Source organism: Nostoc sp. (assembly GCF_036917515.1).
GTDB lineage: Bacteria > Cyanobacteriota > Cyanobacteriia > Cyanobacteriales > Nostocaceae > Nostoc.
Genome location: NZ_JBALDE010000037.1, coordinates 1 through 16,433 on the forward strand (window position 1 = coordinate 1; position 16,433 = coordinate 16,433).

Consider the following 16,433-nt stretch of genomic DNA (forward strand, 5'->3'; position numbering starts at 1 on the left):
GCTGAAGTATTCAATTCGATTATTACTTCATTACTTGAAGTACGGGAAAATACCCGTGTTAACCTGATTCATCCCGCACTTATGCAACGCCAAATTAAATATGCGTTATCCAGACTCCCCTTGTGCAGACATAGCAGTCCTATCTCTCTAGATACTTTTTCACTCAGATAGGACTTTTATTTGATTTTTGAACAAGACTCAGTACGTATTTATCCCTGTTCCCTGTCCACGTGAGTAAATTCAGGAATCAAACCGGATGCTTATATCTCTATTAGCGATCGCCATTCTGTTCAAAATATAAGATTTTCCGTAGTCAAAGTTCCATAACAGTTTGTTCATATTATATGCTTACATGAGATAATTTCCTCTTAATTGTTCAACATAGAGAAAATTAGCTCAATATTCGTATGCAGCAACTCTCAACCCATAGTGTGGAGTTCCCAATTCATCTCAGTGCTAAAACAATTACTCGACGTTTAAGTGTCACAGTTATCTGCCTCACCTTAGCAGGTGCTCTAAGTGGCTATTTCTGGCTCTTGAGGTTTCCTTTCCCAGCTACCAAATGGTTTTACCAAGTATTTAGTCTAAATGAAGAATTGAATATTCCTGCCTGGTATTCTTCATTCACTCTATTGTTTTGCTCAGGATTACTTAAACTAATTACCGCTATTAAGACGAAAGACCGCTATTTTATTTACTGGAAAATCTTATATTTGATATTTTTTTATTTGAGTTTGGATGAAGCATTTAGTTTTCACGAGATTTGGATCATTCCGTCAGTGCGAGAATCGCTTCATCTCAATCCTCTATTTTACGAAACCTGGGTTATTCCTGGTGCTGTTTTAGTAGTAGTTTTTGCATTTAAATATCTAAAATTTTTGCTCCATCTCCCTCCAAAGACTCGGTATTTATTTCTGATTGCCGCAGTTGTTTATGTGGGTGGAGCCTTAGGTATGGAAATGGTGGGTGGAGTTTTAAGAGTAGATTTTGGGCGACGCACCCTAATATCGTTAATTGGCATATTTGTTGAAGAGTTTTTGGAAATGGTCGGAATTGTGATTTTTATTTATGCGCTGCTATCTTACCTTAGCAGCTTAAAAGAAAGCATTCAACTGAAAATCTATATATCTGAAAAGTAATATGAAGTTTACGCTTTCCCAACTTTACGCACATCAGGACGCAGAGGGATAAAATCTTATAGCTCGCCGTTAGCATTCGCGGAGCGTTCTGTAGGAAAGCTTTGCGAACGCATAGTGTCTTGTCGAAAAGGTATCGCATGAAGTGCTATATTCTCGGCAGACTGTTGCCGGAATACTTCTGGTGGCAATATCCCAACTGATAAATACGTGTTGATAATGCTATTAATTATACTTTTATGTATTGGCGTATGATTTCGCAGTCTTGTTCAAAAATAAAATAAGAGTCCTATATACACATTTCAATCATCAAAGGAAAATAGTTACTGTCACGTTTTCGTGAGACATTAATTTTTTAATAGTGTTAATCATCCAGAATATCAAAAAATATTATAAGTAATGGTATGGAAAAAAGTGTTATAAATGCCAGCCTTTCTACTCAGAACCTAACCTTTCGTCCAGGTGATACTCCTGTATCATTTGAGGTAACTGTCAATAATGACAGCGATCGCTTCGTCAATTTTCAGATAGAAATGACCGCAGCTGGAGAAATCCGCAACACAGGATATCGCTGGTATAGACTTGAACCAGAGATAGCAGCAGCCAAGCCACCAGGCAGTAGTACCATCTTTCAAGTTTTCGTATTCAATACACCGATTCCGGGATTTATTGGTACTGTCAACCTGATGGTAAATATTTTTTCACCACAATTAGCACAACAGTCCAGACTTGTGCTGCGCTTGAAAATAGAGCGAGACAACAGACCAACACATTTAAGTGTAGAATTGCCTGTACGAGAGTTCCAAGTTTATCCCCGCAATTCTGTTGATATACCAGTCCGGGTGCGGAACTTGGGGCAACAACCAACTGAGGTAATGCTACGTTTTTCAGGCGTCGATCCGTCTTGGCTGGCTGGCAGTGCAGAACGCCGATTATCCTTAGACCCAGGTGGTTTAGCAGAAGCTACATTTCAATGTCAACCTCCTTCTGTTGTGCAAGCACCCAGTCAAAATTACCCTTTTACTATTGAAGCTGTTAGCAATAATGGTTATCCAACTAATGCTGGAGGCAACATTGAAGTTTTACCTGTAGGTTTTATAGACTTTACCACTACAGAAAAACACCTGAAAATTCCCAGCAAATTTGCATGGTTGCCTGACTGGAAATCTGATACAGCTTCTTTTGAATTACTATTTAAAAATGCTAGCAATCTCAATCAGCAAATTAATGTGCAGGTACAGGGTAGAGACTGGCGAAAATGTAGTTTTAAAAAAATTCCTGAAACCGCCAATCTTCATCTAGGAGAGACAAGTAAAGTCATCCTCGAAGTTAAAACAAAACGCCCTTGGGTGGGAATCGGTAAAACTTTGTTGCTGGAGGCTAAATCGGAATTATCCGACCAACGTTTAGGAAGTACAGACCCCGCTACGCAGACATTAGAAGTGGAGACTTTGCCAATTATACCTTTATGGCTACAATTGGCTGCGATCGCACTATTAGCCGCACTTTTAGCATTAATTCTCCAACCCAGAGATGTAATGCATACTCGTTCTGTAAACTCAGTGCGTTTTAGTGGCATTGGTTTATCTGTGGCCAGTGGGTCAGATGATTGTACCTTAAGATTTTGGAGAATCGGTACTGATAGCTTAAAGCCCGATGACACAGTAAGATATTCTGGGCGGCCTCTTGCTTGTGACCAAGCGCAACAGCCTAAAGGATTGATGGCGATTACCGATGACGCTGTAGAAGTTTTACGCTTCATGCCATTACAAAATAATCGTGTCGCTGTTGGTTTGGATAATGGTGTAATTGAACTCAGAGATGTCCCATCAGGTGCCAAAATTAGCCAACTTCAAGACCTTAAAGATCCGAAAGCAAAAGGCGATCGCGTTTTTGACTTAGCTTTCACCTCAAACTCACTTAACTTATTCAGTGGTTATGGTAGTGGTAAAGTGAGATTATGGTCAAGACCAGCGCCTAACAGCGATTTTCTGCCAGAACCGCAAGTTATCGACCTACAAAGTACATTGAAACTATCAGGTTTCCAAGTCCGAGCATTAAATCTTAGCCCAGATGCAAAAACTCTAGTAATTGCTGGAAACTTTAAGCGTTTCATCTTGTGGCAGTGGAATCAAACTCAATCTGATAAACAATCGCCAAGTTTATCAGTGCAAAATCTAGAAAAACTGGACCCATTAGTTGGGCGTGAAGACTATATTTGGGCATTAGCTTTTGTTCCTAACTCGACAGAAAAAATTCTTGCAACCTCTGATTCTGCGGGATTTATTACGATTTGGAATTTGAATCAGTGCCAAACTATTAAAAATCCGAATCCCCTCGAAAAAGTAAATAAACTTGATTGTTCGCCATTAGACCGCTGGTCAGCATCAAAAACATCTGTGCGGACTCTAGCATTTAGTGATGATGGTAATCTCTTAGTAAGTGGTGGCGATGATGGGCAAATTGTGGTTTGGCACTTAAACCCCAAACATCATCTCAACAGAACCGCAGAAGTTGAAAAAATTTACCAAAGCTCTAAAAAAATCAATAGTATCGATTTGAAAACCAATCAAGGAACCATGATTGTAAGTGGTGGTGAAGATTTTCAGGTCAAACTACACCGCATCAAATAAGGAAATCGATGATATGCAAGCTAAATTCAATCCACTACAAGTTATTATCAACCCACCTGGAATTCAATTTGGGATGCCAGGAGATACCATTGAACTCTATGTTGTTGTAATTAATCAGGGAGATCAAAGTGCGGTTATTGACTTATATTTTGTTTTTGACGAAGTATTTCAAAATTTAACTGGCTGGTCTAGTTCTCCGAGAGAAAGTTTAGCATTAGATTCTCAACAAAGTAGCGACGAAGTAAAATTTGAGTTTCAAATTGCTGCAAATGCTCTTCCCGGAACTTATGACTACACACTAGTTGTAGATTCTCCTCTACATTATCCCCAAGATACTCCTATAACCTTCCCAAATCAAATTAAGGTTCTGCTAAAAGAACAGACAGCAATTCGGGTAAACGATCCGACATTTTCCCTTAGACCTAACACCAACCCTAACAAACCGCTAATTTTCAATCCTAATGAACCTCAGCAAGTGGAGGTAATAGTTGATAATCGCTCTTATCTCGTAGATAGGTTTCGTTTGAATTGTCCAGATTTAGATGATGATTGGTTCACAATTAATTATCCCGCAACTGGATTTGAGGGGCCAGGGTTAGTTTCTGACGTGACTGCACTAGAACTCAACCCTGGTACTCAAGGTCAAATATTATTGAAATTTCACCCACCTAGTGATACCCTCGCAGGAAGCTATTCTCCGACAATCCGCTTGTATTCGGAAAACTCTCCAGACTTGGTACTGCTGGATTTGGTGTATATCCAAATTCCAACAAATTATCGCCTAGATATAGAACTTCATACCATCTTGGCACAAGTTAGCCGTAGTCTTGGTAAATACGAATTATCACTAGCTAACCAGGGTAATATTGTCCGCGAACTGATATTAAACTTAAGAAGTCGAGACGAAGAAGAACTATATACTTACAAATTTGAACCTACTGAAGTAAGATTATTACCCAATAAAAGTGCTGTGGCTAATTTGATGGTCAAACCCAGACCTTGGTGGCGACGACCGTGGTTTGGTGCAGGGCTAGCGATCAACTTTCAACTCGACATCAAAGACCAGCAAAATTTACCTTTACCTAACACATTACCTCAAGGAACATTGGTATGGAAACCCCGTCCTTGGTGGCAATTTTTGCTGTTAATTTTAGTTGTTTTGGGTTTATTAGGAGGGATAGGATTCATTATTTGGCGAATTTTAAATCCCGATCCTTTGAGATTAGAAAATTTTAGTGCAAATGACTCTCAAATCACTGAAGGCGACGAAGTATCTTTGAAGTGGGACATTCACAATTATCAACAGTTGCAACAGTTGGTTCTGACGGCCAAAGGTTCGCAACCTATCCAGCCTATTACATACAACTTTAGCAATGGCATTCCTGAAACACTGGGTAAGGGAAGTGCTAATGAAATACCTCTTTGTCAAGTACAAGATAAACAAGAGCTAATTTGTAGCAATGTTAAAACTGGAGTGAAAACAAAAGGTAATTATACTTTTGAGTTACAAGCATTTTATCGTAATGGTATACAATTATTTTCTCCTAATAATAAAGTAGCCAGCCAAACCACTCAAGTAGGAATAACTGAAAAACAAATTGCAGAAGTACTTAGTTTTCAAGCGGATAAACCACTGTATACAAAAGGTCAAAATATTCTTTTAAGCTGGGCAATTACTCGTCCATTATTGTTAGCGCAAATTCAAATTGCTGGCAGCGCAGATGATGGTACATTATATAGTCAGCCAATTACTTATAAATTTAATCAAGGTAATATTACTGACCCGAAACTTCAAAAGCTATGTACACAACAAAATCAACAACTGCGATGTACAAATATTCCTTTATCAGCAAATAAAGCCGGAAATTTTGTATTTGAAATCAAAGCTTTTCCTAATAATGGCAGTCAAAAAACTAGTTTTAAAAAGACTGAATCAAAGATTGGAATATTACCAAAACCATTTAAAATTGTCTCTTTTAGAATCAACGGTAGTGAACAACCAAATTTGGTTCTCAAAGAAGGTGAATCTGCTACCCTGAGTTGGAGAGTAGAGGGAGAAAATATTCAGGTTAAACTTCTACCATACGGCAATGACGTTCCAGCAATTGGTTCAACGAAGTTTCCAGTCAATCAAGCTTTTCCCCCTCAAATCGGACTGTTAGTAAATGATATATCTGGTAAGCAACAATCCCAGCAAAGAGGATTTGCAATCACAGTCCTCAAAAAAGTAGAGCCTACTCCTATACCTAGCATTAACCCAATTCCACCTACTTTGCCACCTAGCAATAGCCCATTTAAGACTCCCTTACCTCAGAGGTAACTTTTTGGGCGATGTGAAAAGCAGAGATATATGAAAGTTGCAAACTGCCTCCAAAATTATTTTCTATGCAACGTCTCAATCCTAAAAATAAAGATTCTTTAGTTTCTGGATCTAATTTTATGTATGGCGAGTAAGTGTTCAAAAGTGTTAAATATTCATCAACAGTGTAGATTACTTCTGATATAACTTGTCCTGTTCTCAAGTTTTTGAATTGCCCCGAATCAATGGATATATTTCCTAATTGTCTCAAGATATGTTCTTGAGTTTTTTGGTCTTCATATCGGTCAAGAGATGGAGTATGTAGTTGATAGACTTGCGATAAACTTTGGTATACTTCGTAGCTGGGTTGAAGTTCCTTATTCCACAATAAAATCAGGTAGCCATTTTCTTTTAGGACATTTGCTGCTTTTGGATATCCAACTTCTGGTGATATCCAATGAAAAGAACTCGCTGCTAAAACGGCATCAAATTTAAGTACCTTGAGTTCCCACTCTTCAAAGGATGTATTCTCAATCTCTACATTAGAATATGGTTGACAATTCTGTTGAGCTAACTGGAAAAAATCTGGATTGGGTTCTAAGCAGATTATAGGACAACCCAATTGAGCGATCGCTACTGTCGCAGTTCCAGGGCCACATCCCACTTCTAGAATTTTTGAGTCAGTGGAGAGTTGAGCAAGTTCCACAACTTGACGAATCAAATCTTGAGGATAACGCGGTCTTGCCTGATTGTAAGCTTCTGCTGCTGGAGAATACCAATATTTACGCTGTTCGAGGTCTGTACTGGAGTAGCTGATTATTGCTTGTTTTAAGTCTTCCATTTATTGCTTGTTTTAAGTCTTCCATAATCTATTCAATTCCTGCAAAGAGCGTAAAACTTTGTCTATCGTAGCTTTTGCTAGCTCAATTCCTAGTTTTATAAAAAGCTCGGCGTCTGCGCCCATTTTCAAACAGAGATTTTCGCAATGGAACTACCTCAGCTTCACTACTCTCACGTGCTACCCGAATCAGCAATCCAGCAGCTATTAAGCTGGCAATCATAGAATTACCACCATAACTAAACATGGGCAAAGGTAAACCAGTAGTTGGTAGAGAACCCGTTGCAACACCGATGTGGAGCAATGATTGTCCTACCATCAAAATTGTCACACCGATCGCTACTAATCTATGTACTATATTTTTAGCCTTCAACGCCACAATTAATCCGAGAGTGGCGAATGTAGCTAAAAGTACTAACAACACCATACTGCCAACAAAGCCAAACTCTTCGGCGAACACTGCAAAAATAAAATCGGTATCTTGAATTGGTAAATAAAACAGCTTTTGTTGAGAAAGCCCATATCCCGCTCCCCAAGTTTTACCAGAACCCACAGCGAGTAAACTTTGCACTAACTGGTAGCCATCTCCTGTAGCATCCGCCCAAGGATTGAGAAATGACATCACCCGCTTACGCTGATACTCTTTGATGCTAATACTGAGTACTGCCAACATTACTCCACCAATTGCTGTCCCTCCCAGGTACTTGTAAGGTAAGCCAGCTGCTAGAGCAATTAGCCAGATAGTCATGCCGCAAAGTGCGGTTGTACTCAAGTTAGGCTGGGCAAGAATTCCTAAAAGTACCAGACCAAAAACACCCAACCAAGCCAAGCGAATCCGCCAACTAATTCGTTCCCACTGACCAAAAAGCCGCGCACTTTGCAATACCAAAAAGGGTTTAATTAATTCTGAAGGTTGAATCGGAATTGGCCCGATCGCAATCCAACGCGCTGCATCAAAAGCCTTTTTTCCTAATCCTGGAATCAGTGTGACAAAAATTAACCCCAAAAATAGTAACAAAAACCAATGGGATAATCTCAATATTTTCTGCAACGGCGAATTAACAATAATATTGAATCCGATTAAGGAAACTAAGACCCAAAGCAGTTGACGTTTAAAATAGTACAACCCATCATTATGACGGGCATCAGCGACAGGATAGGATGCTGAAAATAGCATGATCAAGCCGACGAACAGCCAAATCAACGTTAACCAGCGCAACAACCGCGCTTCTAATGCCCAGTTGGAGACTGAACTATCAAAAATTGGAATCAAGCGGCGTAGATTCACGAGCGGTACAGGTAAAAAATTAGAAATTAGGAGTTAGAAATAAAACTCATAAATCATAACTTATAACTTATAAGTAGGCTATACAACCATAAATCTTAAAGTTGTCAACTTCAATACACTGCTCGATCAATTTTTCTAACAAATTGCGTTGGCTATGCCCGCCGTACCCCTACAATACCAGCAAGCTACTCGTAGCGTCTTGTAGAGAAGACATTGTTAATCCGCAATTAAAAAGTATTTTTATACTTAGTAATTAATATAGTCACGACTTAATTAAGTATTAGATAATTCCTCAATGGGATATGCAAGTGATGTCATTCGATGAAGGCTGGGATATTCCGATGGTTATCTCCTACACAGAAGCTTTAATAATCCCCGTGGATTGCATCAAACAGTAAGAAGGAAAGCAGAAAATCTAAGAATTTCAGTAGATTTCTGCTTCCGCAGGAAATTTAATCAAGCTTTACAGAGCAATGATCGCACCTAATATTGGTGGTATTGAAGAAGATATGAGCGTGCCATATCAAGACTGGCTGAAGGTTGGGAAAGAAACGTTAATTGTGTTTGATGAACTGTTAAACAGACTAAGAATAGACAGAACGCTGACGCTCCAATGCCCCTATACACTTGAGGTTATCGCCTTTCAAATATGTTTAACCTTTGATTTGCAAAAATCTAAGCTATAAAAAAGAGGTCTTTCTCGACCTCTTAACAATTCCCTAAAATAATATTCTATTTACACTATTTACAGAATTACGACAAACCAGTATTAGCGCCTTGCCTACCAGTTGCCAGTTCCACCTTGATAATTGTGCCACCTGCTTTTTGAATACGTTGCTGTTCGCGGAACCAGTTCTCATAAGGAACTAGCTTAGTGAAGTAAGTATTTTGCAGTTCACGTTGGGTACGAATTCGGGTTTGGCTGGGAACTAGAGCAGTAATTTTAAACAAACGGGACATATTTTGAAAATCTCCTGTATACCTCGTGAAAACTTTTTATCTCAAAATATTGAGTGCAAATCTTTTAATCATTCAAAGGCTGGAAATCAAACATCAATACTAGACCACTAACACTCATCACTGATAATTTACCAAGATAAGCAATATAACGTTCTAGCACTCACGGTTGATTTCCAGACCTTAATAAAGCCCCACCTAAATTCTTAAGCGCAAACTAGTTCTTAGCTTAAGCCAGAGGAGATATAGTCTAAGTAAACGCCCATTTCCTTACCAGCATCAGAACCTACCAAACTGGCAGTCACTTCCTTGATTGCTTGGATAGCTTGTACGGTAGCACCGACAGGAACACCTAAAGAGTTGTAGGTTTCTTTCAAGCCATTTAACACACGCTCATCTAGGATGGAAGGATCGCCAGCCAACATAGCGTAGGTGGCATAGCGCAGGTAATAGTCCAAATCACGGATGCAAGCAGCGTAGCGACGGGTGGTGTACATGTTGCCGCCGGGACGGGTGATGTCAGAGTATAGCAAAGATTTTGCTACAGCTTCTTTGACGATCGCAGCAGCGTTAGCGCTGATGGTACTAGCAGCACGTACCCGCAGTTCGCCAGTAGAGAAGTAGCCTTTTAGCTTCTCTAAAGCAGAAGAGTCTAGATATTTACCTTGAACGTCTGCGGAGTTAATGACAGCGGTAATTGCGTCTTGAGCCATGTTGTTAATTCCTTATTTCCAACCGTATTGCAATACTTCTGTTTAAGTAGGTAAACAGCTTTACCCTATCCTAGAAGGGCACCAACTAGGTAGTCGAAGTAGCCAGCAGCTTCACTAGCTTCATCACCAGAGAGCAGTGACGCAGAGCCATTCTTCAGCCCACGGATACCTTCAGCAACACCATCGATAGGAGTTCCCAAGGACTTGTACAGTTCACGGGCACCAATAACACCAATTTCTTCGATGGGGGTAACATCACCAGCAACGATACCGTAGGTAACGAGGCGGAGGTAATAATCTAGGTCACGCAGGCAAGTAGCAGTCAATTCTTGACCGTAAGCGTTACCACCAGGAGACACAACATCAGGACGCTTTTGGAACAGTTGATCGCCAGCTTGCTTAACGAGCCGTTCGCGATTTTCTGATAAAACTTGAGCAATCCGCACCCGGCGCTCACCACTTGTAACAAAGGACTTGATCCGATCTAACTCACCAGGGCTGAGGTAGCGAGCTTCTGCATCAGCATTCACGATAGCCTTCGTGACGATACTCATTAATGGATTCCTCCAATACTAATGAAACCAGGATTTGATTAAACTGGTGCGACTTTGAGTTTGGTTTACTGAGTTTGTTTTCTCATTCTTTTAGACTACAACAGTTTTACAACTGTTATGGCTAATAAATTACGAGTTTGCTTGAGTCAACATAAGTACACATAGCTTTCAAACTCAGTTACCTTCCGCAAAACATTTTCCGGTATTCTGTTGAGCATTTATGACTGCTCTTAATACTTTGTAATATTGCTTTTCAGAATTTACTGTTTTAATTGCAATCTGAGAGTGGTATTACGAAAGGGTACGATGGAGACAGGGTAAAGGTTACAGGGGATAGGGAATAGTAAAGAATCTGTCTTTTATTCCCTATTCCCTACTCCCTACTCCTTAATCAATCGCAACACTGCCGAGGTAGTTACCTGCCAGCAGAGATGGGAAGCGGTTGTAAGGTACAACATCTTCACCGAAGTAGCGGTTATATTCTGGACTTTCGACTATTGCTTCTACAGCAGCCGATAAACCACTATTAGTTAGCAAGTTGTTGTATTGGCCAATTTCTTCCTGAGTTGCGGGTGTACGCCCCAACAGGTGACGGAAGAGGAACTCAATGACCTTGGTATGAGGATAAGGAGATAAGAAGCGCTGGCGATAGATTTGAGAACTAGCTAGTTCACGTACAAACTCCCGCACGGAAATTTCACCATTTTGGAGTTTGCTATCTAAGTCAGTGCGACGGAAATGATCGGGCACTTCACCGCTAAATACATCCAACACTTGACGATAAATGGCATTGATTGCCTGTTGTTTTTCGCTTTGGTTGGTGTTTTCTGTTAGACGGTAAATACGTGCATGTTTACGCACACCCTGTTCCAAGGATTGTCCGCTAGCATCGTTGTAGGAACGACCCAGTTCAGCAAAAGATGGCTGACCATTTGTTTGCGTTGCTATATCTGCGATCGCCTGTACCAATAGCGGTGTATCGTTGCTAACTCCGACACGGGCTTGTACTGGCTTAAAGCTTGGTACAACCACGTCATCGTTTTGCTTGGTCAGCTGGTTGTACAGTTTTTCTGTATTCGGGAAGTTTGCTGCTGGAAGGGTCGGGAAGCGACGGTAAGGCACTGTATCTTCGCCAAACACTTGGTTATATTCCACACTATCTACCAAAGTACCAATAAAGGCACGAATACCTTGAGTAGCCAAAATCTGGTTATACTTGCGGATTTCTGCTTGGTCTAATGGCGCACGTCCCAAGAAGTGTTTGGTTCCCAACTCAATCACTTTCGTGTTGGGGTAAGGTGTGTAGAACTCTTTCAGGTAGAGGTTAGAGTAACCCAAACCTTCAATAAATTCCTTCACACTAATTTCGCCATTCCCCAACTTGCTTTCCCATTTACTAAATTCGTTTTTAGCAATGTAGGGTGCAATATCCCGCTCAAATATCTGACGATAGGCAGCGCTGATCAAAGTTTTTACTGCAACCTTGTCAGTAGTATTCGCCACCAATTTGAAGATTTTGGTCTGTTCCCGTTGCTTGCTGACACCTTGGTTAATGCGGAATTGAATATCTGGTTCTGACCGCTTTTCTGTCACTGTACCCAGTGTCACAAAGCTCGGTGTTTCTTCCTTCTGGATTTTTGCCGCAATATCATCACGAATGCTACCAACGCGCAATTGTCGTCCTGCTACACCACCAGGAGTTAGATACCGTTCGTAAGGAATTGTATCTTCACCAAAAGCTTCGTTATATTCTTCGCTGTTGATGATGGCATCAACTACCGCGTAAAAGCCCTGTTTAGAAGCGATATCAAAGTACTTGTTGATTTCTTGACGACCATAAGTTGGCCGACCCAATAAGCGGCGGTGAATATACTCGATCGCTTTACAAACATACAGCGATGACCAGTACAGGCTGCGGAATACATCCGACTTAGCCAAAGCACGGATAAATTCGCGCACCGAGATGTCGCCATTTTCCAACTTGATTTCTAATACCTTCGGGCGCTGACCTTCGTAGACATCGCGACCGAAAACTTGCAGGTAAGCAGCTCTAATCACTGCTTGCGTGGAGCTTTCGGAGTATTTGATGCTAGAACTTTTAGGAGCCTTTCTACCTCTAGTACCAGGCAGTTGGTCTAATTTGAACACCTTGGGTCCAAGGGTACCAGGAGCTTCACCCCGCGCCTTAGGATTACTATTTTGGTTATTAATCCCTGCTCCTTGGTGAATCAGGATACGTTTGGTATCCTTACTAAAAGGAGCCGGACTAGTACTGGGGTTGCGAGTTTCTTTCGGGAAAATCGCCCCAAACTGAATTTCCAAGGGATCGTTACCAGAACCATAGGGATGTTGATCTGGTAGCGGTTGCTCGTAAGCCGCAAATGTGGTGATGAACTGAGGTATCTTGCGGAAAGGCGCACTGTAGTTAAACAGGTCTTGCTGCGGCCCCCAGTTGCGACATTCTTGTGCTTCTTGACCCAGACCCCGCAGGTAGGGTACTGTTTCTTCGCCAAAATAGTCGCCGTATTCAGCAGAATCTACTAAGGCATCTACTAAGGCTGGTAGACCACCATTAGAAATAATCGAGAAGTATTTTTGTACTTCTTCGCGGCTACTTGGGCCCCGTCCGAGAATGTGACGGAAAGCTAGTTCGATGACTCGGCTGTTAATAAAAGGCTGGTAAAACTGTTTTTGGTAAAGGGGAGATTTAGCTAAACGACGGACAAACTCTTTCATTGAGATGTCGCCATTCTTCACCTTGGATTCTAGGTCGGATATGGACAAGCTATAAGCACGGCTAATGTCGCGCTCAAAGATTTGTCGATAGACCGCTTTAACTACCTCATTTTTTTCGCTACTTGATAACCCAGTCTTCATCACAAACTTGGGACGCCGTTCTGCTGCGTTAAAGTAAATTTGCGGCAATTCTAACCCTTGCTGGTCACTAGAAGGGCGTTGGCGCAGTTTATTTGAGGGTGTGGCTGCTTTGAATTCTGTTAACAAAACATCCATGTACTGAGACACAATTTCTGCACCCTCAGCATCATTTCGGAAAAATGAAAGTGCCCCAGCTTTGATTTCCTGCAAAGCTACTAGCGTTGCTTCACCAGAGCAGGCATTTTCAATGATTTCCCGCAAACCCCTTGTATTCACCGCTATGATGTTGGGGTCGCCAGCAACGATCGCATAAGTAGCGTAGCGCAAGAACCAGGATAAATCCCGCAAGCTCTTAGCCATGTTGCTTGGCCCATATCGAGCAATGTTAATTGGTCTGAAACCTGGAGGTGTCGGACCGCTGGGGGATGAGTTAAATATTGAGCGTAAATTTTCTAAGAATCCACCACGACTTTCAACGTAGGTTACAGTTCCCAGTTGAACATTAGCACCGGCAACAGCACTAACAGGTACTATTTCTACTTCTTTGGGCTTTTCTAAAAAAGCCATTGGCGAACCACCAACAAAAATCCGGTTGGCAGCTCGAGATACGATAATCTCGGCATTTTCCGTCAGCCTCTGGGAAATTTCTAGACGCTTTGCACCAGACGCAAAATAGCTTGCCAGTTCATCTAGTTCACCATTTCCCAAGAAGCGGTCTTGCTGCTCCGCTTGGGTAATTGTGGATACAGTTAGGGTTTGATATAGTTGCGGACGCGCAACCGAGGTTCCACCACTCGCCTTAACACTCATCGGATTTGTAAAACTCCCATCATAAGCGTTTATATGTTAAGTCTGGATTGTTTTGAGGCTTGACACATCGCTGTGTTTATGCTTTATGAGCTTGAGAGTATTGCCTGCAAAACTGCCAGTAAATTAACCCAGTAGCTTTTAGATTAAAACGTTTTGCGTTCTCAAGGCGGATTTATTAAGAAGTGTGTACAACCTGTATCTTAAATATCTCCAGTCTTACAAAGTGCATACTCCAATTGGTCTGAGATTAAGTCTAAGTTTCGTAACTAAGTAGTAGGTCAAGAACTGTCTACTGATTTATTTTATTTATTTAAACGTATAGGCGCTTCGCCTTCCCACAGGCTAGAGGCGCAAAACTACGCATAAGTTTTAATACGAGATATTAAATATTGTACTTAGTCATCTTCAGTAATTATTAGTCAGTATTAAGTTGTTTTTGCTACAAAATAACTCATATTCGCAACTGACAGCGCACGGGAAGTAATTCTTAATTTGTGGTGGTTTAATCTACAAATAGTCAGTATTTATGTACAGGATAAATACTATGCACAAAAGTTGTAAATTTAACTATTTATTCAATATTACTCTATCTGCGATCGCAGTTATTTTGGCTATTACTCCTGCAAATACGCTTCCAGAGCAAAACATCAACACCGTTGTGAAGTGGGCAAAGACTAAACCTCAACTACCAACTCTGAGATACAACAGCGAAGCCCACGGCTACGAGGGTACAAAGGGAAATTTATACTTTTATGCTGATGTCACTTCTGAAAATGGGACAATGACTAAAGAAGGCATAACCGTTAGTGGTGATAAACGCCTTAAATTCACTACAAAAAATGCCAATGCAGTGAAACTGTTACAAAATATTTATAATTTTAATATTGCCAATGACTTCCAGAAGTCCCGCTATATCACCAAAGTTGGACGTGACCAGTTTTATCGTGGGCAAAAGTTTGCTTACATCGCTGCTGAGGTGCAAGGTGGTTCATCATTGCAGATGATTCCTTTAAATAAATTGCAAGAGTTTATAGATAATGCAAAATATTGTCAAACCAATCAGTGCGACGTTTAATTAATTGTGTTTCCCGGAATTTATATAAGCATTGTCACTAAACAAAGGTACGCAATCACTAATATTATAAGCGGCCGCCAGTTCAACATCTGACTCAAAACCTTTTTCAATTAACTCTTTACCCGAACTGGATTTTTTCAAGTATCCCAATAAGTCTTGCTGAAAAGCTTGAAATGTTGTCACAGCGACTTCGGCTTCTGGTGATAAATTGCCATTAAAATAACTGAGAATTGCCCCTGCACCAATTAAATCTTCAAATGCAGGCCGGAGGCTACCATCTTCTTTCCACTTCTCACCGGCAGGAATCACAGCGATTTTATCACCATACTTTTGAGCAAACTGTGCTACAGCTTGGCAATTTCGCAAGCAACCAGCCAAAGTTGGTGTATTCCCTGTATGTAAAGTCAGAAAAGAACCATTAGGTGAGGGTAAAACTAGTCTAGTTTCAGCAGGAATCTGAGTTACCGATTTTGGCGAGAGGGAATATCCAGTTGTAGTCCAACGTTGTCTATGACTTGCTAACTCTGCTTGTACTGATTTGGCATAATCTATAACAGATTCATCTCTCATTGCGTAGGGAAAAATTATTGCGCCGTTGTTGGTGGCAATTTCTACGCAGGTAGAAAAAGAGAGAACGTCAACTATTACAATTACATCACTAATAGGAGCAAGTTGAGCAACTCCTTGTAGCCCCCATTCACAGCGTAAATTAAACTCTGATTGGTTGTAAATCATTGTATAGATTTTTGTTTAGCTACATCTAGTATTTCCTGAAGTGTAAAATAAATATAGTAAAATACTGGTTTTCCATTAATTTCTATAGTACCGTATTTTCGATGCGGACGGCCTTGCATATCTTTATCAGAAAAATCGTTAAGTTTATGTTTATATCCACGATAAGATGGAGGAATATTTACTAGCTGAATCGGAGTACATTTGTCGTCAAAAGTGATACTCCATTTTATTTTTAATTCTAATTTACCATCAGAGTTTCGTTCTAAGTCATGGAATAAGTTATCATAAAAATAGGCTATTTTCACTTTTTTTAAATCTTTAAAGTCTTCTTCTGTAATAAGTTTTGAATACGATAATTGAGTTCGGATGACACCAGCAGGATAAAGTTTTTCAAAAAACTTATCTACTTGCAGAAATATATAATTTTGGTGTTGCATAATAAAGGGATGAGGAGAGGGTTCATACTGTGCATTGTCCATACTGTAAGTCTACGGAGATTAGAAAAAATGGAAAAAGAA

At 40.5% G+C, this 16,433-nt stretch carries 12 protein-coding genes and 1 pseudogene; 5 read left to right on the forward strand and 8 right to left on the reverse strand.

The window, feature by feature from the left end:
- Positions 1-407 precede the first annotated feature (407 nt).
- From V7K89_RS04530 to V7K89_RS04540, 3 genes are all read left to right on the forward strand, one after another.
- Complete coding sequence (locus tag V7K89_RS04530) at positions 408-1,139, forward strand: hypothetical protein (protein ID WP_335184755.1); 732 nt, start codon at positions 408-410, stop codon at positions 1,137-1,139.
- 401 nt (positions 1,140-1,540) lie between these two features.
- A complete protein-coding gene (locus V7K89_RS04535; RefSeq protein ID WP_335184757.1) occupies positions 1,541-3,769 on the forward strand; it encodes a hypothetical protein in 2,229 nt (742 codons plus the stop codon).
- A 13-nt stretch (positions 3,770-3,782) separates the two neighbouring features.
- On the forward strand, positions 3,783-6,089 hold the full coding sequence (locus tag V7K89_RS04540) for a COG1470 family protein (protein ID WP_335184759.1): 2,307 nt from the start codon (positions 3,783-3,785) through the stop codon (positions 6,087-6,089).
- On the opposite strand, the gene V7K89_RS04545 is transcribed toward V7K89_RS04540, so the two are convergent.
- On the reverse strand, positions 6,064-6,909 hold the full coding sequence (locus V7K89_RS04545; protein WP_335184762.1) for a class I SAM-dependent methyltransferase: 846 nt from the start codon (positions 6,907-6,909) through the stop codon (positions 6,064-6,066). The genes V7K89_RS04540 and V7K89_RS04545 overlap by 26 nt on opposite strands.
- Before the next feature lie 82 nt (positions 6,910-6,991).
- Entirely contained in the window at positions 6,992-8,194 is a 1,203-nt protein-coding gene (locus V7K89_RS04550; RefSeq protein ID WP_335184763.1) for an FtsW/RodA/SpoVE family cell cycle protein, read from the reverse strand.
- A gap of 473 nt (positions 8,195-8,667) precedes the next feature.
- On the opposite strand from V7K89_RS04550, the gene V7K89_RS04555 reads away from it, so the two are divergent.
- On the forward strand, positions 8,668-8,880 hold the full coding sequence (locus V7K89_RS04555) for a hypothetical protein (protein WP_335184765.1): 213 nt from the start codon (positions 8,668-8,670) through the stop codon (positions 8,878-8,880).
- 67 nt (positions 8,881-8,947) lie between these two features.
- On the opposite strand, the gene V7K89_RS04560 is transcribed toward V7K89_RS04555, so the two are convergent.
- The 4 genes and pseudogenes from V7K89_RS04560 to V7K89_RS04575 all read right to left on the reverse strand — a co-directional run.
- Positions 8,948-9,154: a phycobilisome linker polypeptide gene (locus tag V7K89_RS04560; protein WP_335184767.1), complete on the reverse strand. Its 207-nt coding sequence runs from the start codon at positions 9,152-9,154 to the stop codon at positions 8,948-8,950.
- Between the two features lie 221 nt (positions 9,155-9,375).
- On the reverse strand, positions 9,376-9,864 hold the full coding sequence (gene apcB / locus V7K89_RS04565) for an allophycocyanin subunit beta (protein ID WP_104908010.1): 489 nt from the start codon (positions 9,862-9,864) through the stop codon (positions 9,376-9,378).
- Between the two features lie 65 nt (positions 9,865-9,929).
- Positions 9,930-10,418 carry an allophycocyanin subunit alpha gene (gene apcA, locus V7K89_RS04570; RefSeq protein WP_322698411.1) on the reverse strand — a complete coding sequence of 163 codons (489 nt, stop codon included), beginning with the start codon at positions 10,416-10,418 and terminating at the stop codon, positions 9,930-9,932.
- A gap of 399 nt (positions 10,419-10,817) precedes the next feature.
- Positions 10,818-14,105, reverse strand: a pseudogene (locus V7K89_RS04575) (phycobilisome rod-core linker polypeptide); the annotation flags it as partial.
- A 544-nt stretch (positions 14,106-14,649) separates the two neighbouring features.
- Between V7K89_RS04575 and V7K89_RS04580 the strand changes: the two are divergent.
- Positions 14,650-15,180: a hypothetical protein gene (locus V7K89_RS04580; protein WP_335184769.1), complete on the forward strand. Its 531-nt coding sequence runs from the start codon at positions 14,650-14,652 to the stop codon at positions 15,178-15,180.
- Here the strand turns inward: V7K89_RS04580 and V7K89_RS04585 are convergent, their stop codons facing one another.
- Both V7K89_RS04585 and V7K89_RS04590 read right to left on the reverse strand, forming a co-directional pair.
- Entirely contained in the window at positions 15,181-15,915 is a 735-nt protein-coding gene (locus tag V7K89_RS04585) for a 2-phosphosulfolactate phosphatase (RefSeq protein ID WP_335184771.1), read from the reverse strand.
- Entirely contained in the window at positions 15,912-16,394 is a 483-nt protein-coding gene (locus tag V7K89_RS04590; protein ID WP_335184773.1) for a hypothetical protein, read from the reverse strand. The genes V7K89_RS04585 and V7K89_RS04590 overlap by 4 nt, the downstream gene beginning before the upstream one ends.
- Between the last annotated feature and the right edge of the window lie 39 nt (positions 16,395-16,433).